Raw genomic sequence first — 23,489 nt, 5'->3', positions numbered from 1 at the left:
TGACATACCATTACTTCTGACTCTTTCTTCTTTGAGTATGTTTTTTTTACTTTTGATGGCGGTTTTAGCGATCATACTTTTTCTAGAAAATAGCGAATCAAGTTTTGATCAGCTATCGATAACGGACGCTCTGCTTGATGAGCGATAAAATAATTTAACGTTAGCATTTCTTCAGGTATCGGATAAAGGTTGAAAGGCGTCATTGTCGCTGCTTGCAAGACACTTTCAGGAACGATGGCCAACCCGAGATTGTTTTCAGCAAGTGCTGCTGCAGTATAAATATTGCTGCTTTCTACGAGAATGGTTGGTTCAACTTTGTACTTTTTCAATAATTGATCAATTTGCCGACGAATCGCGGAGCCGCTTGTCGTCAATATCAACGGGCTTTGTAACAGTTCTTTCATTGAAACACTGTCTTGAGAGAGAAATTTTTTGTTTGCTTGATACAAAGGCGAAATAGGGGGGATGATCGCAAAATAATTTTCACTCTTTGTGGCGTAAGTCGTCAAATTAGGTGAAATAGTCTCCGGGTTCTGGCCAACAAAAAAATCCAATTGATTACTTAATAAACGTTTCTCATTGTGCTTTGGCAAATCTTCACGCAAAAAAACGGTCACATCCTGGTGTTCTGCCAAATAGTCAGGTAAAAAAAGTGGGAGCAAGAACGAGCCCAGACTGGGCAAGATACCCAATCGCAATGTTTTGGTTTCTGGTGATGTGTAGCGCAGTAACCGATGACGAAATTTCGCGGAAGCGGTTTCCAATGTTTCAAGGTATTGATAATAGATTTTACCGGCTTCAGTCAAATGCAAAACACCTGACTGACGAATAATGATGGTCGTTCCCAATTCTTGTTCGACTTTTTTGATGGCTTGCGTAAGATAAGGCTGAGAAATAAATAGGTCTTTCGCTGCTTTGGTATAGTTATTGTACTTTAGTAATGTGTCGATGTACTGCAGCATCAAATGGGAATCTTTAAGAGACATAGAAGTTGCTCCTTCCGTAGAAATATGTCTATTATAACAAAAAAGTTATCCTAATATAATTAAATAAATATTTCACAAATGTGAATGGTCAGACTAAACTGTAGAAGTACTTAATTGGAACAAATAAATTGTCCTTCAGATCCTTCTATCGGAATGAAATCAGAGAGATTTAAGCTGAGTTTGACCATTTTTATCTTTCTAAGACGACTATTTGTACGATTAACTTTTGAAACAATTGATCTAAAAGCGAGTTATAATCGAATCAATTGTTAAATTTATCACATTTAGGAGAGATGAGTATGAAACTGATCGGAGTCGTTGGCACTAACTCTGCACGTTCGACCAATCGCCAGTTATTGCAATTTATCCAAACCCATTTCAAAGATCAGGCAGAAATCGAGCTTTGCGAAATCAAAGATCTGCCAGCATTCAATGAACCAGAAGACAGAACAGCACCTGAAGCAGTTCGAGAATTAGCAGAAAAAATCGAGGATGCTGATGGCGTGATTATCAGTACACCTGAATACGATCATTCCATTCCAGCAGTACTAAAAAGCATGATTGAATGGCTTTCTTATACGACCCGTCCCTTGATCGACAAACCAGTGATGATCACTGGTGCCTCACTTGGTGCTTTAGGTTCTTCCCGAGCGCAAGCACATCTTCGCCAAATTCTTGATGCACCGGAAGTCAAAGCACGAATCATGCCTAGTGCCGAATTTTTACTCGGTCATTCGATGCAAGCCTTTGATGAAGAAGGATGCTTAAAAGATGAGGAAAAAGTCGCTGAATTAGAAGACTGCTTCAATGAATTCAAATTATTCGTGGAAATCACGAATCGTCTCGTCAGTGAATATTCGACTGCCAAAGAGCGCTCAAAGAAATTTTCTTGGGAACAGGTATAAGAAAGAGAGGAAATGTCCATGAAATTTGTCGGTATGATCGGTACAAATGCAAAGAAATCGACTAATCGCCAACTGGTGACATATATGCAACAAGCATTTGCCGATTTAGCAGAAATCGAAATTTTAGAAATTGATCAAGTTCCTATGTTCAATGAAACAGAGGATCAAACCAATAGTGAAGTCATTCAAACATTAAATCAAAAAATTTTGGCTGCCGATGGCGTGATTATCGCGACACCAGAACACAATCATTCCATACCATCCGCACTAAAAAGTGTCTTAGAGTGGTTGTCCTTCAATCTACACCCGTTTGATGGCAAACCAGTGATGATCGTGGGTGCTTCTTATGACGTCCAAGGTTCTTCACGGGCACAACTACACTTGCGTCAAATTCTTGATGCACCTGGTGTCAATGCAACGGTTATGCCTGGTAATGAATTTCTTTTAGGTCGTGCGCATCAAGCATTCGATGAAAATGGGCAGCTGAAAGATCAACGGACTGTTGACTTTTTGGAAAGCTGTTTCAGAAAATTCATTCGCTTTACAGAAGTTGCTAATATCTTGAATGTTCCCGAAGAAGTAGTTTATCAGCCTGGGGATTATACTGTCACGGCACCAGGACACAATGGTGATTTACCAATGGTGGTTACATTAAGTGAAGAACGGATCGAAGCAATCAATATCGATACTTCCGGTGAATCGGAAGGAATCGCAGATGTAGTCTTTGCGCGTGTTCCACAAGAAATCATTGAAGGCCAAACATTGAACGTCGATGCGATCTCAGGTGCTTCCGTTACCAGTAACGGTGTCGTTGATGGTGTCGCGAAAGCAGTGAAAATGGCTGGTGCAAACCCAGATGTTTTAAGAAAACGTCCTAAGGCAGCCAGTGCGCTAAAAACGGAAGATGAAACTTACACCACGGATATCATCGTTGTCGGTGGTGGTGGGGCAGGATTGAGTGCCGCAGCAAGTATCCTCCAAGAAGGCAAAGAGGTGATTTTAGTTGAAAAATACCCAGCCATCGGTGGGAATACCGTTCGCACGGGTGGACCAATGAATGCCGCAGATCCGGATTGGCAAAAAACATTTGCTGCGCTTCCAGGTGAACGGGCTGCGCTAGAAGAAATCATTGCCGTAGATGAAGCAACCATTGATGCAGAATACTTGGCTGATTTTCGATTGTTGAAAGAACAAATCACAACGTATTTACAAGCAACGACTCCAGAAAAAGAATTCTTATTTGACTCTGCCATCTGGCATCGTATCCAAACTTATTTAGGCGGCAAACGGACCGACTTAGAAGGAAATGTGATTTACGGTCAATATGACTTAGTAAAAATCCTAACTGATCGTGCACTAGAGTCTGTGAAATGGCTAGAAGAAATCGGCGTTGAATTTGATTACAAACATGTCGATATGCCAGTTGGAGCAAAATGGCGCCGAGGCCATAAACCATTGAAAAATGAAGGGTACGCTTTTGTTTCTGCCCTACACAATTTCGTCAATGAAAATGGTGGAAAAATTCTTACTGACACACCAGTCAAAGAATTGATCATCGAAGAGGGACAAGTCGTAGGGATCATTGGGGAAGGTCGCAATGGACAAAAAGTAACGATCCATGCCAAAGCAGTTATCTTAGCTTCTGGTGGCTTCGGTGCGAATACACAAATGCTGAAGCAGTACAACACGTATTGGACTGAAATCGAAGATGACATCAAAACTTCCAATTCGCCGGCAATCACAGGGGATGGTATCAAACTAGGGGAAAGTGCCGGTGCGGATCTAGTTGGAATGGGCTTCTCACAAATGATGCCGGTATCTGATCCGAATACGGGAGCATTATTCAGCGGTCTGCAAGTACCTCCCGCAAACTTTGTGATGGTCAATCAAGAAGGCAAACGTTTCGTCAATGAATATGAAAGCCGTGATGTATTGACACAAGCAGCAATCGATAATGGTGGCCTATTCTATTTGATTGCTGATGAAGAAATCAAGAAAACAGCGTACAATACGTCCCAAGAAAAAATCGACAAACAAGTAGCTAACGGAACATTATTCCGCGCCGATACCCTTGAAGAATTAGCAGAACAAATTAATGTTGATCCAACCATCTTGAAAGAAACGATCACTGCATACAACGCCTATGTCGATGCAGGAAAAGATCCTGAATTTGGCAAAGATGTGTTTGATCTTAAAGTAACGACTGCTCCATTTTATGCAACTCCAAGAAAACCGGCAGTACATCACACCATGGGGGGGTTAAAGATCGATACACAAACCCATGTGTTATCAAAAGAAAATCAAGTGATCAAAGGTCTATATGCAGCTGGTGAAGTAGCAGGAGGAATCCATGCAGGAAATCGCCTTGGTGGTAACTCATTGACTGATATCTTTACCTTTGGACGGATCGCTGGTAAGACAGCAGTTGCAGAAAATCTTTAATAGGTTAAAAGAAATGTGCAGAGAATCGCACTGCACATTTTCTTTCAAAACGTTATGTGAAATAAGTAACATGAGGTGTATTCATTCAATTTATTTAAACAAAACTATTTTTTGGGGGTAAAATATGGAAACAAAACTCAACCGTTGGCTAGTCTTGATTGCTTCAACTGCTGTTCTGTTATGTACAGGTGCCGTTTATGCATTTAGCGTTTTCGCTGGACCGCTTAGTCAACTAAAAAATTGGACAATGGAAGAAATCATGCTGGCATTTACAATCAATGCTGCTGTCGGACCTATCACAATGATTTTAGGAGGATTCTTGACCGACCGTGGATTGGCAAAATGGACGATTACTTTTGGTGGTTTATTATTTGCGCTAGGTTTCTTCTTAACTGGATTTGTGGAATCACCTGGGATGCTCTATCTAACTTATGGTGTGCTTTCAGGTCTTGGTCAAGGATTTGCTTATTCTGCTTGCTTAAGTAATACGATTCGTTTATTCCCAGACAAACGTGGACTTGCTTCAGGATTGATCACTGCAGGTATGGGCGGTGCAGCCATCATCGCCGCACCGATCGCGAATGCAATTATTGAATCAAGAGATGTGTTGACTGCTTTTCGTTTTATCGGTATTGCTTATATGATCGTCGTTGTAATGGCAAGTTTCTTTATCAAAAAAGCCCCTGCAGATTATCGTCCAGCAGGATGGGTCCCACAAACTTCTGCGGCTAAAGGAACCGCAGCAAATTATTCCTGGCAAGAGATGATGAAAACACCTGCTTTTTATTTGATTATCTTGATGCTCGGAGTTGGTGCATTTTCTGGTTTGATGATTGCTTCCAATGCTGCTGTGATTGGGCAGGAAATGTTCGGATTAACAGCTACAACAGCCGCTTTTTATGTTAGTCTATATTCTTTAAGCAATTGCTTAGGTCGAGTGATTTGGGGAACAGTTTCTGATAAGATTGGGCGCTCCAATACATTGATGATCATTTACGGTGTCGTTGCGTTATCTTTACTCGTTTTGACACTTTCAAGTGCAGCGATGATCTTTGCAGTGGGAATCATTGGGCTAGGACTCTGCTTTGGCGGAGTGATGGGGGTTTTCCCATCGATCGTAATGGAAAATTACGGACCAGCTAACCAAGGAGTCAACTATGGAATCGTCTTTGTTGGTTATTCTACTGCTGCTTTCTTTGGACCACGAGTAGCAGCAGGAATGGCTGCCAGCAACAATGGAGATTTTACAAACGCATTCTATACAGCAATTGCTTTAGCAGTCGTCGGCTTTATTTTGAATATTGCTTATGTTCAACTAAAAAAATCACATAACGTTTCAATCGCCAAATAAACAGCGCAGCATTGAAAGGGCTATAAGTCTCTATAAAAAGATAAATAATCAGTAGTACTAATATAGATATATGCGGATTGACAGACTTGATTGACCATGATCATGGTCAATGAACTTAGAAATGCTTGTACCGGTGACAGGAGTTAGTACGATTGATTAATCAGTTAGATGGAGTAGCTTTTCAAGTACTGAGAATAAAAAAGTGGTAAAGTCTTTAATTTCTTTTTTTTCATGTTCCAGTGCAAAAAGTGATTATACTATTTTTTCCCTAAGTGATAGGATATCAGGTAGAAAGATGATTTTATAAAAGGAAACTCGAATCAGCTGATTATTCATTTTTATACGATAGTCATAATATTCATGAAGGAATGAAAAAATAGATTTGGTAGTGTCAATACACGTCGCTTATCATAAAAAGGCAACGTGAATTTTAATAACCATCAGTAATAGAAGTGCTTGGGGAAGTCTTTTCTTTTGCTGATGGTTTTTTCACAGCGACATCGGATGTTTGACTAAAATAAGAATAAAGAAGGACACTAATCTGCTTTCCTAAGATTAGTGTCCTTCTTATCTTTCATTCAAGTTGGAAGTTAGCAATAATTTTCTGGCTGACCATTTCGGGTGACAACTCAGTATTATCGATTTTCATCGTTTTTACTTTTGGAAAAAGGGATGCCAATTCCGTCGAATGGCTTTCCAAACGGTATTTTTCATTAAAAGTAAGAAGTTCTTGATGCGAAAAAGCAAGATCCCGTTTTGACGGCTTCGCTTTTAAACGTGCTTCCTGACGGTTACGTGCGATGCGCTCCTCTAATTGCGCAACAAGTTCAACAAAATAAACCGGTTGTCCAGCGCTTAAAAAGATCTCAGAAATTTTGTGTAAAAAAGCAATATCTTCTTTCTGATCAAATCCCACTAAAACAGTAAATATGATTGTCTTAACTGTATTCTGTTCACCAGCCACAAATGCTTTGAAAAGTTCGATCCTAGTGGAATCAGACAACTTAAATGCCGCAGGCGTATACCCAAGATAATTGGCAAATAAATCAATAGTTTGATGATTAAATAGTAATTTACCATCAATTCTTTTTTCAAGTTCGCGACCGACAGTCATTTTTCCAACAGCCTGAGCACCAATCAAAACCAGTAATGGCATAGAAGCACCTCATTCTTTTAGACTTATTGTAACAGAATGTCAGGAAAAATGGATCCTATTTAGATGCGAAAGGCCAACTTTTCTCCCAATCCTGCTGAGCGAATCTTTTTGTTGCGTTTGGGCATTCAGCTATACTTAAGGCAGACTAGAATAGTGGAGGATGGAATATATGAATGAAATCATTCAAACGTTTAGCGAGCGAAAGGAGGAGTTGCTGCGGGCAATCTTTCAACACTTGGCCATTTCGCTGAGTGCGTTGATTTTAGCCATTTTAATTGCTATTCCATTAGCAATTTTGTTGAGCCAAAAGAAACGAATGGCAGAATTTGTTTTACAGATCACAAGTATTCTACAAACAATTCCATCATTGGCATTATTGGGATTATTGATTCCTTTTGTTGGTATTGGCACCGTTCCCGCTCTAATAGCATTGGTAGTTTATGCGTTACTGCCCATTTTTCAAAACACGTATATTGGGCTTTCCGAAATCGATCCGTCGATTGAAGAAGCGGCGGATGCATTCGGTATGTCTCGCTTGCGAAAACTCTTCAAAGTTGAGTTACCTATTGCAATGCCTGTCATCATTTCTGGGGTACGTACAGCATTGGTGTTGATCATTGGAACGGCCACGTTGGCAGCATTGATTGGTGCTGGTGGATTGGGAACCTTTATTTTGTTAGGGATCGACCGTAATGATCCGAGTTTGACACTCATAGGGGCGGTTAGTTCGGCTCTATTAGCAATCTTATTCAGTGGACTGATTCGTTTTTTACAAAACCGCAGTATGAAAACCACACTGATCTCTTTAGGTGTTATCTTTCTTGGAATCGGCGGAATTCTTTTCGCACAGTATAATCCTATTTCAAATAAAACGGTAACGATTGCTGGTAAACTCGGTTCAGAACCAGATATCCTTATCAATATGTATCAAGCAGTGATCGAAGAAGAAGATCCTAGTTTAACCGTCGAGATCAAACCAAACTTTGGTAAAACAAGTTTCTTATTTAGCGCCCTTGAAAATGACCAGATTGATATTTATCCCGAGTTTACGGGAACAGTATTAGAAAGTCTAGTCAAAGTCCCAGAAAATACCCAAATAGATGGTTCTCCAGAATCAACTTATCAAGAAGCAACAAAACTGCTTAGTGACCAGTTTAATATGCGCCTGTTAGAGCCGATGACCTACGAAAACACCTATGCTTTAGCCATGCGTCGTGAACAAGCAGAAGAGTTGGGTATAACGAAGATTTCTGAATTAGTTGCTCATGAGTCAGAGCTTCGGGCTGGTTTTACTTTAGAGTTTATTGATCGGGAAGATGGCTATCGCGGGATCCAAAAACAGTACGGGCTGACTTTTGATTCTGTCCAAAGTATGGAACCGGCACTGCGCTATCAAGCGATCCAAAGCAAGGATGTCGATGTGATCGATGCTTATTCGACAGATAGTGAGATCAAACAATACAATCTCGTCGTTTTAGAAGATGATCGACAGCTCTTTCCACCTTATCAAGGAGCCGCATTGATGAAAGATGAATTTGCTGCAGAACATCCGCAAGTCGTCAAAGCATTGGAAAAACTATCAGGAAAAATCACAGAGGACCAGATGATTGACATGAACTATCAAGTGAATGTGGAAGGAAAACAACCGGCAGATGTTGCTCGTGAATTTCTAAAAAAAGAAAAGATTATTGGGGAGGGAAACTAAATGGAACCAATTATCGAATTTAAACAAGTTGCCAAAGAATTTGAGGGACAAGTCGTATTAAAAGAATTGGATCTCTCCATTCATCAAGGAGAAATCTTTGTCTTAGTAGGTCCCTCAGGAAGCGGAAAAACAACCTCCCTTAAAATGATCAATGGACTGATCGAACCGACGGAAGGCAATGTTTACTTCAAACAAAAACGAGTGAAAGACTATCAACTCCAAAAGTTACGTTGGAAAATTGGTTACGTGTTGCAGCAAATTGCTTTGTTTCCAACGATGTCCGTCAAGGAGAATATTGAAATCATTCCAGAAATGCTCGGTTGGGATAAAAATCGTCGCAATCAACGTGTCGATGAACTACTCACTGAGGTTGGACTTGAACCAGAGACGTTCAAAAAACGGATGCCGGCTGAACTTTCAGGTGGTCAAAGCCAGCGGATCGGAATCTTGCGAGCGTTGGCTGCAGAACCGGACATCATCTTGATGGATGAACCTTTTAGCGCCCTTGATCCGATTTCTCGAACCAATCTTCAGGATCTCGTATTAGATTTGCATAAAAAATTAGGCAATACGATCGTCTTTGTTACCCATAATATGAATGAAGCCTTAAAATTGGGAGATCGAATCGGTGTGATGAATGAAGGCAGACTGGTACAATGTGATACGCCTGAAAAAATATGGACAGAGCCAAAAACGGATTTCGTTCGCGCCTTTTTTGACGAAACACAAGGAGCACAGCAAGAACAACGTCTTCAAGCGATTATTGATGCTGGTTACTACCAACAATCAACTACACAAGAGGGAATGTCCCTCGATGTGAAAGTCCCTCTTTCACAAGTATATGAAGTCTTGGCCAACCACGAACATTTGGTTGTTACAGAACAAGGACAAGCGATTGGTGAAGTTAGCCGTACAGATATCTTTCATTTTCTAAGTCAGGAGGAGCAAGATGCAAAACTATGATGTAATCGTTGTGGGTGGTGGACCAGCCGGAACTGCTGCGGCCTATTCTTTCAGCGAGCAAGGGAAGACTGTCGCAATCGTTGAAGCTGATCTCTGGGGAGGAACTTGCCCCAACCGCGGGTGCGACCCCAAGAAGATTTTAATGAGTGCCGTTGAAGCAAAGGCGAAGGCTGCTCACTTAGCAGGAAAAGGGATCACTGGAGAGCTGGGTATTGACTGGAAAACTTTGATGGCTTTCAAGCGCAGTTACACGGACACTGTTCCTACACAGACGAAGCAGGGCTTAGTGGATACTGGAATCACGACCTATGAAGGAGAAGCGGGATTTATTGATGAACAAACGCTGCGGATTGGTTCAGAAATCGTTTCAGCTGATCAGTTCTTGATTGCTACAGGACAACGACCTGCGCTACTCCCGATTAAAGGTAAAGAATATTTGCATACAAGCACCGATTTTCTTGCAATGGAAAAAATGCCCGCGAAAATCACTTTTTTAGGAGCGGGGTATGTTGCTTTTGAACTTGCGACAATCGCTCAAGCAGCAGGAGCAGAGGTACACATTATTCATCATAACTACAGACCACTGAAAGCATTTGATCAAGAATTGGTGAATGCCTTTGTTGAGCAATTACAAAAGCAAGGAATTTCCTTTCATTTCAATGTTGAGATTGAAAGCATCAGCCAAATCAATGAAGGATACACGCTGCAAGGTACAGGCTTTGAGCTGGACACCGATTACGTGGTAAGTGCTGTTGGACGCATCCCAAATGTTGAATCCTTGCACTTAGAAAATGCAGGAGTTGATTATTCCAAACGCGGGATCAAAGTCAATGATTATTTACAAACATCGAACCCACGAGTTTTTGCCTGTGGAGATGTATTGGATAAGGAACAACCTAAACTGACACCTGTTTCAAGTTTTGAAGCAAAATATGCGGTCGCTTCAATGAGCCAAAAAGGTTCTCGTTCTGCAATCACGTATCCCCTGATTCCTACAATCGTCTTTGGTGGGTTGAAATTGGCTCGGATCGGTCAAAGTGAAAAACAGCTCGCTCAAAATCTGCAGATCCATAGTGAAACAATCAACCTTGCCGATTGGTTTACGTACCGTCGCATCAACGATCCTGTTGCGATGCTTAAACTTGTTTACAATCAAGAGGGACAAATCATTGCGATTACCTGTCTTTCAAGTATCGCAGATGAATTGATTAATTTGTGCTGCTTGATTCTGGAAAAACAGCTCACTCACCAAGAAATTGAAGCGCTGATCTTTGCTTATCCAACTCCTGCAAGTGATTTGACTTACATCATTTAACGCTGGAAAACGATCGTGTCTCATAACGAATGATTTTGAAAGAGTCTCTCCTTCAACTTTTCTGCTGATAAAACAGATCACCATGACAAGTTGAAGGGTGGGCTTTTTTGTGTTCATGTGTTCTACCTGTCTGTTGCTTACTTTCGTGAAAAAGTTTCAAAAGTTTCTTGACTTAAAGTGAAGGTGAAGCAGTATACTATCAAACAGAGAAGGGAGTTTTTTGATGTTATTAAAATCAATTACAGATCCAGCAGATTTAAAGAAGCTATCCGCTGCAGAACTACAACAAGTTAGTGAGGAAGCAAGAACCGTGTTATTAGAAAAAATCAGCCATCATGGAGGACATAACGGGCCGAATTTGGGCGTTGTCGAAATGACAGTTGCTTTACACGCTGTCTTTGATTCTCCAAGAGATAAAATGATTTTTGATGTTTCTCACCAAACCTATATTCATAAAATGCTGACTGGGCGAGGTCAAGCCTTCTGGGATCCAGCGCATTATAGCGATGTCTCTGGTTATACCAATCCAAAAGAAAGTGACCATGACTTGTTTACAGTGGGGCATACATCCACGTCATTGTCTTTAGCAAATGGGGTTGCCAAAGCACGAGACTTAAAAAATGAGGAAGGGAACGTAATTGCGGTCATTGGTGACGGCTCGTTATCTGGTGGTCTGGCTTATGAAGGATTGAACAATATCGCAGAGACTGGAACAAACACTATCGTGATTGTAAATGATAACGACCAGTCGATTGCGGAAAACCACGGAGGTCTCTACAATAACTTACGAGCATTGCGAGATACGAATGGTCAAGCGGAAAACAATTTCTTTAAGTCATTAGGGTTTGACTACTATTATCTTGCTGATGGCAATGATCTGACAGCCTTGATGCATCTATTCAAACAAGTGAAAGACAGCGATCATCCTGTTGTCCTTCATATTCAGACCGTTAAAGGAAAAGGCTTCAAATTTGCCGAAGAAAATCGCGAGAAATTCCATGCTGGTGGACCATTTAGTCTTGAAACAGGGGATTATCTTGCAAATTCTGGTGGAGAAACTTATTCAACGGTAACGACCGATTATCTTTTAGAAAAAATGGCACAGGATCCAACAGTCGTTGCAGTAAATGCTGGCACGCCGATGATCCTTTTTACCCCTGAACAACGAAAAATCGCCGGCAGTCAATTTGTTGACGTCGGGATCGCAGAGGAACATGCTGCAACCATGACTGCCGGTCTGGCAAAAAATGGGGCGAAACCCGTTTGGGCAGTTTTTTCAACCTTTATGCAACGAAGTTTTGACCAAATCTCACATGATTTGTCTTTGAACAATGTGGCGGGAACTATTTTAGTTTATGGCGCTTCAGCTTATGGCATGAATGATGAAAGCCATTTAGGGATCTTTGATATTCCATTTTTGAGTCATATTCCGAATCTTGTTTATCTTGCACCGACCAATAAGGAAGAATATTTAGCGATGCTGGATTGGTCTATTGACCAATCCCAACACCCGGTGGCAATTCGCGTTCCTGTCGGTCCATTAGAATCAGGTCGTGTCGATCAAACAGATTACAGTCAACTAAACAAAAATCAACTCATTCAAGCGGGCAGCAAAGTTGCCTTACTTGGTGTAGGAAATGCTCTTGGCCTGGCAAAAAAAGCAGCTGCCATGATAGAAACCGAGCTTGGGATCACACCTACGGTCATTAATCCTAGATTTATTTCTGGATTAGATACTGACACATTGTCTGGCTTAATTGCTACACATCAATTGTTGCTCACTCTTGAAGATGGCCTTCTTGAAGGAGGCTATGGACAAGCTGTCGCTAGTTATTTAGGAAAAGCTCCGATCAAAATTGTCAATTTTGGTTTAGATAAAGCCTTTCATGACCGTTATCAAGCAAATGAGTTGCTACAAGAAAATGGGTTGACCGTTGATGCCATTCTTCGAGAAGTTCGTCAAGAATTGTCTCTTTAGTCATAGTGAGCTAGTCGCATAGTGAGCGTCCTTTTAAGGAAAGCAGACAATTCGTCTAGGAGTAACAACTGATAAGAATAAATATAGAATCGTTTAAACTGCCCTTTGTTCGATAAAAACCGAACAAAGGGCAGTTTTTGATAAAAAAGGCGTCTGCCTTAGTTTCCGCTAAGACAGACTGTAAATTATTATGTCAAGGTCTATTGTGTCATAGTAACCTTAAAACAACCATAAACTTTTCGAAAAAATAGGCATTTATCTTTTGAAAATAATCATCAGTCCTTCATTCACGATACTTGGTCCAGTTGCCACTGGCAGCAGGCTGCTTTTGCTTTAGCATATGACTCTACCCACAATAGTCTTCTTAATTGATTTGAGTTGATAATTGCTTCAAAAAGTGGTTAGATTAATTGGGGAATGAAGTAACAGTCGTTGATTGACGACTTGAAAAAAGGAGCGTGTTCATGAATTACTACCATCGGTTTGTTGCCAATGTTCCATTAAGACGTTGGACAGTGCTGATCTTTCTTTGCGGGATCTTATTTCTGCTTCGCAGTATGATGACTATTATTTTATTAACCTTTATTTTTACTTATTTGATTTACAAACTGGTCCAGCTAATACGCAAGAAAGTGAATGTGTCAATCAAACTTCTTTCAATCGTGTTGTACTTGATCGTTGTCGCTTTGGTTTACTTAGTCATTACCAAGTATGCACCGATTCTTTTGAACCAATCCGCGCAACTGGTCAAGTCAGTGACCGATTTTTATCAAAAAGCAGACTCTAACAATGAGTTATTAGAGTATTTGCTACATTTGGTGCAAACAAGCGATTATGTCCAAAAAATCCAGAATGGAGTCGTCGTCGTCATCAATTATCTTTACAACTTCGGTGAATTGGCTTTGACTGTATTGATCTCTTTCTTATTGAGTTTTTTCTTTATGATTGACAACAAAAAAACAGTGGCATTTTCTCAGCTCTTTTTGCAAGGGAGTGCTTCCTGGTTTTTTGAGGATGTTTACTATCTCGCAAGGAAATTTACCCGCGCATTCGGAAGTGTGATCGAAACCCAGCTATTGATTGCTATCGTTAATACAGTGATCACAGTGCTTGCTTTAGCTGTCATGGGCTTTCCTCAGCTGTTAAGTTTGGCCATGATGATTTTCTTCTTAAGCTTGATTCCAGTAGCAGGAGTCATCATTTCTTGTATTCCATTAACTTTTATTGCCTATACGATTGGCGGACTCAATGATGTTGTCTATGTTTTATTAATCATTATTTTTGTTCATGCTCTCGAGTCCTATGTTCTCAATCCGCGGCTGATGTCCCATAAAACAGAGATTCCCATGTTCTATACGTTCATTGTTTTATATCTGGGTGAGCATCTCTTTGGTATCTGGGGTCTGATCGTGGGGATCCCACTATTTACTTTCTTATTAGATCTAATGAAAATCAAGCAAGTCCCATCAATCCGCAATGCACTAAAAAAAAGTGAGTCGAGTGAAAAAGTGTAAATAAATGCCAACCAGTACTCAGATTAGAGGACTGAAGAAACGTCTAGAATGATTTATCTTAACTAGACGTTTCTTTTTATTTTCTGGTACACTGTCTGTGATAGCTTCACCAATTTAGTGATAGGAGAGAATCATGCAAAAAATATACCTTGTAGAAGATGATGCTACGATCGTTTCAGTACTGGCTGATTATTTAAGACAATGGGGATATGAGTGTTATCCCGCCAAAAAATTTGCTGAAATTTTGCAGGAATTTCGTGTGGTAAGTCCCGACTTGGTTCTTTTGGACATTTCTTTGCCTTATTACAACGGGTACCATTGGTGCCAAGAAATTCGTAACATTTCTGAAGTGCCAATCATTTTTCTTTCTTCAATGGATCAACAAATGAATCAAATCATGGCAATGAACATGGGAGCCGATGATTATCTAACAAAACCTTTTGATTTGGCGTTTGTTTTGGCTAAGATCCAAGCACTGTTGCGCCGCAGTTACCAATATACCCATCAACAAGTCCAGACGTTTTCATTAGGAGAAGTCACTTTTCATCCAATAGAAAATTTGCTGAAAAGTAAAACGGAATCTTTGCCGCTGTCGCCAAACGAATCTCGAATCCTTTCCTTACTCTTGCAACAGCAAGGGAAAATCGTTCCCAAAGAAACGATTATTGAAATGCTTTGGAATAGCGAAGAGTTTATTGATAATAATACATTAGCCGTTAACATGACCCGCTTGCGAAAGAAATTAAGTCAAACTGGATTGTCTGATTTGATTCAAACAGTGAAAAACAAAGGCTATTTGATTGAAAAGGAACAAGCCTATGATTAACTTAAAAGAGTATTTTTTGCTTTACGGCAAGTTCTATTTGTTTTTGATTTTGTTTAGTAGCGGTCTTTTAGGCTTGTTCTTTCTCCATGAGCTTCCTTTAGAGCCCTTCATCGATTATGTGATTTTCACAGGAGTGATTTTAGGTATTTTCTCTGTCTGGCAATATATGCGTTATCTACAAAAAAGACGTCAATTACAAAACTTATTAGCCAAGAAAATGATCACTGAAGCAGCTTTGGCTTTCTTGCCGATTGCGCGAAACAGTATCGAAGAAGAATACCAGCAGCTAGTCAAACGACAAGCTAAAGAAAAAACCGCCTCCGAGTATCAAGCAGCCTTGAAGAATGAAGAAATCTACGAAGACTTCGGATTATGGCTGCATCAGATCAAAACACCATTAGCAGCGATGGATTTGTTAGTGCAAAGTGATGGCCTATCGCCCACTGAAGTCAAAGCAGAACTATTTAAAGTGAATGATTATTTGCAAATGATGCTGAATTATTTACGACAAAACTTGAAAAATGATGACTTTGTTTTTGAACCGATTGTGTTAGCACCTCTCATTCACCAAGCAATCAAAAAATATGCCTTGTTTTTTTCAAAAAAAGACTTGCAACTGGATTTGGCTATCGACTTGACCGTTACTTCGGATCGAAAATGGCTGACTTTTATCTTTGAGCAGTTGCTTTTTAATAGCCTGAAGTATACAGAAAAAGGCGGAATCCGGATTTTTACCGAAAACAATTGTCTTTTGATTCAAGACACAGGGATCGGTATTCGTCAAGAAGATTTGCCGCGGGTTTTTGAAAAAGGTTATACAGGACAAAATGGACGCTTTCAGCAGCGTGCTAGCGGATTAGGATTATATTTGAGCCAGCAAGCAGCAGAAAAAATCGGCTGTCAGCTAACGATTGACTCCGAAGTAGGGAAGGGAACTACGGTGACGATCCATTTTCCCACTAAAAATTTTATTTGACCGCAAACTTTCAACACTGTAAGTTTGCGTTTTTTATTGTAAGTCGCTTTTTTCTTCTAAACAGCTTATGCTAAAAAAGAAGGGAGAGAGAACAATGCCACTATTAAACATTCAACAAGTAAAAAAAGTGTATCAAAGTCAGTTGAACGGCCAGCCGGTCGAAGCATTGAAGAATATCACGTTTTCAGTAGAAGAAGGCGAATATGTCGCCATTATGGGAGAATCAGGATCTGGAAAAAGCACCCTACTGAACTTGATGGCTACGTTAGATCAACCGACAGCGGGAGAATTAGCGCTTAATGGTATCGATTTGACGACCATCAAAGAAAAAGACGCTGCAAGTTTTCGCCGAGATCATTTGGGCTTTGTTTTTCAAGATTTCAATTTATTGGATACTTTTTCTGTCAAAGACAATATCTTATTACCATTAGTCTTATCGAAAGTGCCGGTCAAACAAATGGACCAACGACTGCAACCATTAGTGCGAACACTGGGAATTACCGACTTGTTACAACACTATCCCTATGAATTATCCGGCGGCCAGAAACAACGGGTAGCTGTCGCACGCGCGATTATCACAAAGCCGGATCTCTTACTAGCAGATGAACCAACTGGGGCGCTAGATTCAAAAACTTCCGATCAATTGCTGACGTTGTTTCAGCAAATCAATCAGAATGGACAAACGATCATCATGGTTACTCATAGTTCCATTGCTGCAAGCCGCGCGCAACGAGTATTATTCATCAAAGATGGTCACGTCTTCCATCAGCTTTATCGCGGGGAACGAACGAATAGCGCTTTTCTAGAAGCAATCTCGGAAACCATGACAGCTGTCTTTGCAAGGGAGGAGTAAGGAATGTTCTTTCAAAAAATCGCCTTTTCCAATTTGCGAAAAAACACCAAAGCTTATACTCCTTTTTTACTGTCCATGAGTCTTCTAGTTGCAGTGATAATGATGACACAAATCATTGTAAATAATCCAGGGATGAATAAACTGCCAAGCAGTCAAAGTGCTATTTTTATGTTTCGACTAGGAAATATCATTTTAATGGTTTTCGCCGCCATTTTTTCGTTTTACACCAATAACTTTTTGATCAAACAACGAAAAAAAGAATTTGGACTTTACAATGTTCTAGGATTAGGGAAACGAGAAATTGCGTTAGTGGTCTTTTGGGAACTTTTTTATAGCTGCCTCATCAGTCTGGCCGCAGGGCTAGTTGGAGGTCTTTTGTTTGCACGATTGGGGTTCTTGATTTTAAAAAGAATTCTAGAGGTGGGAGAATCCTTCGTCTTTGAACTTTCTGTAGAAAGTATCGGTCTTGTGATCCTTTACTTTTTGATGGTTTATGGCTGCCTTTTTCTATTCAATATGCTGCAAGTCCGGCGAACCAAGCCGATCGAACTGCTGCAAGGTAGTAAGCGCAATGAACAAGAGCCGCGAGCAAAAGGCTTTTTAGCCCTTCTAGGGATCATTTGTTTAGCGGTAGGGTATACGATTTCTGTCACAATCAAGTCGCCCATCAGCGCCTTGGCACTCTTTTTTGTCGCTGTGATTCTTGTGATCATCGCCACGTATCTGTTGTTTATTTCTGGCAGTATTAAAGCATTGCAGTTTTTAAGAAAGCGATCCACTTATTATTATCAGACGACCCATTTCATCAATGTATCAACGATGCTTTATCGAATGAAACAAAATGCAGCAGGTCTAGCAAGTATTTGTATTTTGTCAACAATGGTTTTAGTGACTGTTGCCACAACAGCTAGTCTTTATTTCGGACAGAAGAATGTGGTGGAAACACGATTTCCTTATGACTTTCAGATCGAGTCAGAGGCGAATCTGCAACAATTGAACCAAGCCATCGATAGTCTTGAAAATAAAGTAACGCTCAAAAACCGGAAACAAGTCACTGCTACTAAAGACTTACTTTTTACGGTTGAGGGAAACACACTTACTCCTTCAACAACTTTTGAAGATAACAGCGAGAATTTAGAAAAAGCGGTCTTTCTCACATTTGTTACTAGTACGGAGTACCAAAGAATCACAGGAAAAGAAGGACCAGAAAAAGATGAATTGTTGGTCTTTCCAGAAACTTGGACCCATCAAGCGTTGCCTAAAGAGCTGACGATCGATCATAGTCAGTTCACTCTTCGATCACTAACTGAGCTGCCACCTTTTACTCAAGTGGAGAATCCCGTTCAACAACTTGTGGTGGTAGTCGATGATACTTGGCTTTCTGAGAAATTAACTAGTTGGTATCAGGAAAAAGAATTCCTTATCTATCAACAACCAGTGATCACTACTGTTTTTGACTTCCAAGTGCCTGAAACCAGTGATCGAGAAACAATGGGCAAAGAGATACGAAAGGACCTTCAAGCAGCTGATCCGAATGCACGCATTGAATCAAAAGATCTCTTCCAAGTACAGACCAAAACGTTTACGGGAGGATTCTTTTTCTTAGGGTTGATTTTTGGACTGATCTTTATTTTGGCAGCTACATTAATCATCTATTACAAGCAAGTCTCTGAAGGAATAGAAGATAAAGAACGTTTTGAGATCTTACAGAAAGTTGGCTTAAGTCATAAAGAAGTCAAGCAAGTGATCCAACAACAAGTATTGATGATTTTTTCTTTTCCATTGGTAGCTGCGATCATCCACCTTGCATTCGCGTTTCCGATGATTCGCAAGCTGCTTTTGCTTTTCGGGTTGACCGACCGCAATCTGCTGATCAGTGTGACTGTTGTATCAGTTGCTCTTTTCGCAGTCATTTATCTGTTGGTATACCTTATCACAGCAAAAGTCTATTACCGACTTGTTGAACGAGAGCAATAATTGTTTGTCACTCACTAAGTTAAATTAGTTAAATTGAACAAAAAATACCCAAAGGAATAGAGCCCTCAGTGTTTGCATTACTGCAAAGACCTATCGTCAATGACAACGTCATGACTTGCTCTTTTCTCTGGGTATTTTTTAAGAAAATTCTCTATGCTAGCTTCTCCGATTCACTTTCGATACGAATAAATGAAAACTAATCACCGAAGCACGAAAGGTAGCATCCAGATGCCATAAAGCAGACAAGCAACCAGAACACTGCCTAAAAAAGAATTTTCTGAATGCCACATAAATGCAAGTTCGATTGCAAAATGAACGAGAAGAATAGCGACAGCAAGTACCGCAGACTGATCAGTAAACAACAACCAGCCATAAATAAGTATCAGACAGATAAGATAGAGAATGTACCATTTTCTTAACTTTCTTGGTAGATAACGAACATTGCCAATCATCTGATGCTCCTTTCAATAAATCCACTCTCGGAACTATTTGTTTTTCTTGATCGTCATGACTACTAACGGGATCGTTAATGTGATATACCCAATAATAGAGGCCACCAACAAATAAAATGGCATAGTTGAAATATTGAATAAGTTGGTCAGTAAAACAGCAACCACCATAGATACGAAATAGCAAATAAACAATTGTACAAAACGTTTGAGATTCATCGATTTTCCTCCACAACAAATTTTTGATTATTCCTGCAATATTGTAGTCAAGCTAAGGTTCTGAAAGTTAGGTTCTTCTGAAGTGATTTAGGGAAGAACTTCCTGCATGACATCCATCTGATCTGCAGGAACGTTGCCAGCATAGTTCGGCGTTGCTAGGGAAAGCCCACCATCATGGTTGTAAAACAAATACATTGTACCATGGTAGTCTTTACGATCTTGGGTTCCACCCAGTATTTTACCGATTGAGATTTGTGTATTCACTTTGACTTCACGAATTTGATTCGTTCCTACACTAAAAACGCGAATTGTTTTTGTGGGAACCGTTGCGATTGTTGCTCGGTAGCGGCTAGTCACGGAATCATCGGGTGTAGAACTTTCAAAAGTAACTTCCTCTTTGCTCTGATCAATAGTAACAGTGTCAGGAACGTTGAATCCTTCAAAAGAAAATGTCAGGACATTGGATTGTTGTGACATATCTACTTGATAGGGATATGCGCTTGCTGTTTCTGGAGTCTTTGGTGACTCCGTCTTTGATACCGATTCACTGGTAGACCCGCTAGCAGAAGCCCTCGTAACAGTTTTTGCATCTGAAAGAGAAGATTGCGATGATTCTACGGTTTCGCTAGTCATTTGTTTTTGGCTGCTCGAAGATGTGGCTGCTTCTTCTGGTACGTTTGCAGAACAGCCGCTTAATAGCAAGGATAGCAGCAATGGGACAAGTACCTTTCTTTTCATAAAACGGGTAGACCTTCTCTCGTTAATTTTTGACTATTATAACATAATTATCGGACAAAAAATGATCTCTGATCAACAAACCCAATCAAATCACGATAGTACCAGTCTTTAAAAATCCCGATTCCAAAGACGATCCCCAAGACTAACCCAATAGCTAAAAGAATTAGTAAAAGATTGACGAATATCATCAATCGATAATTGAAATGCCAATTACTGATTATGTAATCTAAGGGATTTTTACGGTGGATTTTTTCAGTGATTGGAATTTTTTTGAGTGCAGGAATCGTGTCATGGAAATGTTGAAACAGTTGATAGTCTTTCTTTGTCAATACATCACTAAAAATATGGCTATCCGATTGAAAATCAAAGTAAGCCCAAAACATGATTTCCTCGTCTTCTGGTTTCTCAAAGCGATTCAGTTTACGCGTCTTCAAAGAAAATGCCGGAATCGAGGAGTAGGGGTAACTGAAATAGGTTTGATCATCTAAAAAGTCGATGATCACAAGAAAAAGGATCCGTTTTTCTGTAAAAACAAATAGACGATTACTCCGAGTATCATTGAACTGTGCGACATATTGCTTTGCTCTTTCTGTACGTGCATAAGACAAACCAGCTATCCCTTGATTACTGATTGCAAGGTTGCCTGAAGTTGAGAGAGGGAGATAGCCTTGAACTGTTTCGTCTTTATCTAAGAGTGATTGAATTTCAGTCATCAATTCTTGAAAAAAGATATATGTTTTGCCATTAGCTAAAAGACGATTTTTTTCATCTTGCGTTACTTCATTTCTGAGACGACGATTTTCTGAATCAACGATCTGTTTAAAATTCATCACGATTCATCCTTTCTTTCCAAATCTTTTTCAACAATTTTCTGCCGCGAGATAAGTGATTATAAATAGCTGTTGTCTGCAAATCCAGTTGTTGCGCGATCTCTTCTGGACTTTCTTGATAAAAATAATATAAAAGAAAAATTTGTTGATCGACTTGGGATAACTCTTCGAGCCAAATCAGAAATTCTTCTTCACTTAACGGGGATTCCGTAATAGCTAGCTCTTGATATTCTTCAATACTTTCTTGTTGAAATGCTTTATTTAACTTACGCTTGCGATCGATTCCGCGACTTCGAGTAATCAGCAAGATCCAAGTGATAAAACTACTTTTCTCAGGATCATAGGCCTCGATTTTTTGCCAGATTTCATAAAATACTTCATTTGCTACATCTGACCATTCACTTTGTTCATGAGGGGCTTGTAAGATTCGATGGATGGTCATAAGAATACTTGACCCGTAGCTATCAATTAGTTGTTCCAAGCCGGTATAATCTTTGTTCTTGATCAAATGAATCATTTGATGATCGTTCATTTTTTCACCTCTTTGTCTATTATACGGACGTCTCAACTGTTTTCTATCAGAGTTGTGAAAAATTCTTTTATCAACAAAAAAAGCTCCTGGTCAAGAGCTCTCATTGATCACCGGAACGGATTCAGTCAAAGAAGTCGTGATTCGCTGACGTATGAGGTGATGTTTCTCTTCATCATAGGTATTCTGCGGACATGTCCAATATTTTGCTGGATATAGCCAAACAGGTTTTGAACGACGCTCTTCGGTCTCCCAAGAATATCGTGGAAAAACGTGTGCATGAAGAAATTGATCCGTGTTGCCAAGAATATCGTAATTGACTCGCAGTGGCGAACAGGCGGCTAAAATGGCATCACCCAGAACACTCATCGAGACGAGAAATTCTTGTCTTTCTTCCAGTGATAAATCATTTAGGCTTCCGACTGATTTTTTAGGTAACAACACACAGTAGCCTGGTAAAAATTGGGTATCGCCAAAAACCGCAAAACCACCCGATAATTCCTTCATTAACATGGGATTTGTTCCATTTTGACAAGCTTTGATCCGATCATTGCGCCAATCCATCGAAATTCGCTCCTTTAATGAATTATTTTATCAGTAAACCAACGAAATCTAAATCGTTGACAAAAATGATCCCACAAAAATGTACCAAAAAACGCACCCACGAAGTAGAGTGTCCATGAAGCAAGTTCAAAGGGATTTCCAAATAAAAGAGACATGATTCCACCGATAATAAAAAGATAAGTACCAATCAGAATCTTTCGCAAGGTAGAAGGTAACTGGCGAATGAAAAAGGAGAGTAGAATAAATATTAGGAAATTCATTAATTGCAGCACGTCTAACCAAGCGAAATGATGAACGATAACCTGTTTCATAAGATCTGCTCCCATAAAAATCAAAAAGAAAAAAAGCAGTTTTATCCAGGATGGTTGATGTTGTTCCATAAATCCACCTTCTCTTATAGTAATTATCTAGTTTTAAAATACATAATTAATTATAACATAAGATCAGCAACATTATAGAAAGATGATGAAAAGGAACTAGGAAATAAATTGCATAAATAAGGAAAGAAACTGATAAAAGCTAGTTGAGAAAAACGAATGAGTGGCTCCAAAAAACGCTTGTATGAGACCTTTTCGTCAAATTCGTTTGAACTTTCTCTCGAAAAGTATCAAGGAAACAAGAAGTGTTTTTTATTTACCAGTATAATATTATGTAAACAAGATTACCTATGACAGTCGCTCTTTAAGAGACTCTGTCATAGGTAATGGGGAGAAAAGACAATAAGTAATGAGTTTTAGTGGATATGTTTGGTAAGAAATACACGATCCATACCAGTCACAATCGGACTCGTACGATCTGATAGCTGATAACCGAGTGTTTGATAAAATGAAAGTAGGCGGGTTTCTTGCAAAATCGTACTTAGCTGCCACGTCTTAATAGACGAGAATCTAGCTTCGACTAACTGAATGGCCATTTTACCAATCCCATGATTTTCATTAGCAGGCAAAATACAGATGGGGGCCACTCGAGCTACCAGCGCCGGGGCTTCTGATAGAACGATTCGTACAAAACCTACTGCTGATCCGTCGGCTTGGATCAAATAGAAATAATTATTCTCTCGTTGGTACTTTTTAGAGAAATTCTCATACGTTTCCAGATAAGGGGAGGTTTCTGTATCCTGATAGTGTTCAAACAACTGTTTAAAACTTGCTTTTTGTATCCGATACGCTATCGGTAATGTTTGGTAGGTAACTTTTTCTAACTGAATATCCAT

At 39.8% G+C, this 23,489-nt stretch carries 22 protein-coding genes; 12 read left to right on the top strand and 10 right to left on the bottom strand.

Features of this window, described 5'->3' with window-relative positions:
- Positions 1 to 71: 71 nt before the first annotated feature.
- Complete coding sequence (locus FE005_RS12745; protein WP_138371907.1) at positions 72 to 986, bottom strand: LysR family transcriptional regulator; 915 nt, start codon at positions 984 to 986, stop codon at positions 72 to 74.
- A gap of 299 nt (positions 987 to 1,285) precedes the next feature.
- Between FE005_RS12745 and FE005_RS12740 the strand changes: the two genes are divergently transcribed.
- The 3 genes from FE005_RS12740 (at position 1,286) to FE005_RS12730 (ending at position 5,684) form a co-directional block, all read left to right on the top strand.
- Positions 1,286 to 1,891 carry an NADPH-dependent FMN reductase gene (locus tag FE005_RS12740; RefSeq protein WP_138371906.1) on the top strand — a complete coding sequence of 202 codons (606 nt, stop codon included), beginning with the start codon at positions 1,286 to 1,288 and terminating at the stop codon, positions 1,889 to 1,891.
- A gap of 18 nt (positions 1,892 to 1,909) precedes the next feature.
- On the top strand, positions 1,910 to 4,333 hold the full coding sequence (locus FE005_RS12735; RefSeq protein WP_003126538.1) for a flavocytochrome c: 2,424 nt from the start codon (positions 1,910 to 1,912) through the stop codon (positions 4,331 to 4,333).
- A gap of 124 nt (positions 4,334 to 4,457) precedes the next feature.
- Positions 4,458 to 5,684, top strand: coding sequence for an OFA family MFS transporter (locus FE005_RS12730; protein WP_137264407.1), 1,227 nt, complete (start codon positions 4,458 to 4,460; stop codon positions 5,682 to 5,684).
- Between the two features lie 574 nt (positions 5,685 to 6,258).
- On the opposite strand, the gene FE005_RS12725 is transcribed toward FE005_RS12730, so the two are convergent.
- Positions 6,259 to 6,840, bottom strand: coding sequence for a hypothetical protein (locus FE005_RS12725; RefSeq protein ID WP_113849682.1), 582 nt, complete (start codon positions 6,838 to 6,840; stop codon positions 6,259 to 6,261).
- Between the two features lie 169 nt (positions 6,841 to 7,009).
- Here FE005_RS12725 and FE005_RS12720 point away from each other — a divergent pair, with 169 nt between their 5' ends.
- The 9 genes from FE005_RS12720 (at position 7,010) to FE005_RS12680 (ending at position 18,947) form a co-directional block, all read left to right on the top strand.
- The gene (locus FE005_RS12720) at positions 7,010 to 8,545 is read left to right on the top strand and encodes an ABC transporter permease/substrate-binding protein (RefSeq protein ID WP_138371905.1); all 1,536 of its coding nucleotides are present in this window, start codon (positions 7,010 to 7,012) and stop codon (positions 8,543 to 8,545) included.
- Positions 8,546 to 9,508: an ABC transporter ATP-binding protein gene (locus tag FE005_RS12715; RefSeq protein ID WP_138371904.1), complete on the top strand. Its 963-nt coding sequence runs from the start codon at positions 8,546 to 8,548 to the stop codon at positions 9,506 to 9,508.
- Complete coding sequence (locus FE005_RS12710; protein WP_138371903.1) at positions 9,495 to 10,823, top strand: NAD(P)/FAD-dependent oxidoreductase; 1,329 nt, start codon at positions 9,495 to 9,497, stop codon at positions 10,821 to 10,823. Before FE005_RS12715 ends, FE005_RS12710 begins: the two co-directional genes overlap by 14 nt.
- A gap of 223 nt (positions 10,824 to 11,046) precedes the next feature.
- Positions 11,047 to 12,801, top strand: a complete 1,755-nt coding sequence (locus tag FE005_RS12705) for a 1-deoxy-D-xylulose-5-phosphate synthase (RefSeq protein ID WP_113849685.1) — start codon at positions 11,047 to 11,049, stop codon at positions 12,799 to 12,801.
- Positions 12,802 to 13,265: 464 nt separating this feature from the next.
- Positions 13,266 to 14,315, top strand: coding sequence for an AI-2E family transporter (locus FE005_RS12700; RefSeq protein WP_060814903.1), 1,050 nt, complete (start codon positions 13,266 to 13,268; stop codon positions 14,313 to 14,315).
- A 133-nt stretch (positions 14,316 to 14,448) separates the two neighbouring features.
- Positions 14,449 to 15,141 (top strand): response regulator transcription factor, encoded by a 693-nt coding sequence (locus tag FE005_RS12695; protein ID WP_138371902.1) that lies wholly within the window; start codon positions 14,449 to 14,451, stop codon positions 15,139 to 15,141.
- Positions 15,134 to 16,117, top strand: coding sequence for a sensor histidine kinase (locus tag FE005_RS12690; RefSeq protein WP_138371901.1), 984 nt, complete (start codon positions 15,134 to 15,136; stop codon positions 16,115 to 16,117). Before FE005_RS12695 ends, FE005_RS12690 begins: the two co-directional genes overlap by 8 nt.
- A gap of 94 nt (positions 16,118 to 16,211) precedes the next feature.
- On the top strand, positions 16,212 to 16,970 hold the full coding sequence (locus FE005_RS12685) for an ABC transporter ATP-binding protein (RefSeq protein WP_005473116.1): 759 nt from the start codon (positions 16,212 to 16,214) through the stop codon (positions 16,968 to 16,970).
- A gap of 3 nt (positions 16,971 to 16,973) precedes the next feature.
- The gene (locus tag FE005_RS12680) at positions 16,974 to 18,947 is read left to right on the top strand and encodes an ABC transporter permease (RefSeq protein ID WP_103300848.1); all 1,974 of its coding nucleotides are present in this window, start codon (positions 16,974 to 16,976) and stop codon (positions 18,945 to 18,947) included.
- A 200-nt stretch (positions 18,948 to 19,147) separates the two neighbouring features.
- Here the strand turns inward: FE005_RS12680 and FE005_RS12675 are convergent, their stop codons facing one another.
- The 8 genes from FE005_RS12675 to FE005_RS12640 all read right to left on the bottom strand — a co-directional run bounded on the left by FE005_RS12675 (position 19,148) and on the right by FE005_RS12640 (position 23,489).
- Entirely contained in the window at positions 19,148 to 19,399 is a 252-nt protein-coding gene (locus FE005_RS12675; protein ID WP_138371900.1) for a hypothetical protein, read from the bottom strand.
- Between the two features lie 33 nt (positions 19,400 to 19,432).
- On the bottom strand, positions 19,433 to 19,615 hold the full coding sequence (locus FE005_RS12670) for a hypothetical protein (RefSeq protein WP_003126552.1): 183 nt from the start codon (positions 19,613 to 19,615) through the stop codon (positions 19,433 to 19,435).
- A gap of 87 nt (positions 19,616 to 19,702) precedes the next feature.
- Positions 19,703 to 20,353: a hypothetical protein gene (locus FE005_RS12665; protein WP_138371899.1), complete on the bottom strand. Its 651-nt coding sequence runs from the start codon at positions 20,351 to 20,353 to the stop codon at positions 19,703 to 19,705.
- A gap of 47 nt (positions 20,354 to 20,400) precedes the next feature.
- Complete coding sequence (locus FE005_RS12660; RefSeq protein ID WP_103300850.1) at positions 20,401 to 21,183, bottom strand: hypothetical protein; 783 nt, start codon at positions 21,181 to 21,183, stop codon at positions 20,401 to 20,403.
- Positions 21,173 to 21,715: a sigma-70 family RNA polymerase sigma factor gene (locus FE005_RS12655; protein ID WP_103300851.1), complete on the bottom strand. Its 543-nt coding sequence runs from the start codon at positions 21,713 to 21,715 to the stop codon at positions 21,173 to 21,175. The genes FE005_RS12660 and FE005_RS12655 overlap by 11 nt, the downstream gene beginning before the upstream one ends.
- Positions 21,716 to 21,805: 90 nt before the next feature.
- Entirely contained in the window at positions 21,806 to 22,276 is a 471-nt protein-coding gene (locus FE005_RS12650) for an HIT family protein (RefSeq protein WP_138371898.1), read from the bottom strand.
- A gap of 14 nt (positions 22,277 to 22,290) precedes the next feature.
- Complete coding sequence (locus tag FE005_RS12645; protein WP_138371897.1) at positions 22,291 to 22,656, bottom strand: hypothetical protein; 366 nt, start codon at positions 22,654 to 22,656, stop codon at positions 22,291 to 22,293.
- 353 nt (positions 22,657 to 23,009) lie between these two features.
- A complete protein-coding gene (locus tag FE005_RS12640) occupies positions 23,010 to 23,489 on the bottom strand; it encodes a GNAT family N-acetyltransferase (RefSeq protein ID WP_138371896.1) in 480 nt (159 codons plus the stop codon).

The sequence above is a fragment of the Enterococcus sp. M190262 genome (assembly GCF_005843965.1).
Lineage (GTDB): Bacteria > Bacillota > Bacilli > Lactobacillales > Enterococcaceae > Enterococcus_D > Enterococcus_D gallinarum.
This window is presented reverse-complemented; position numbering and strand designations above follow the sequence as displayed.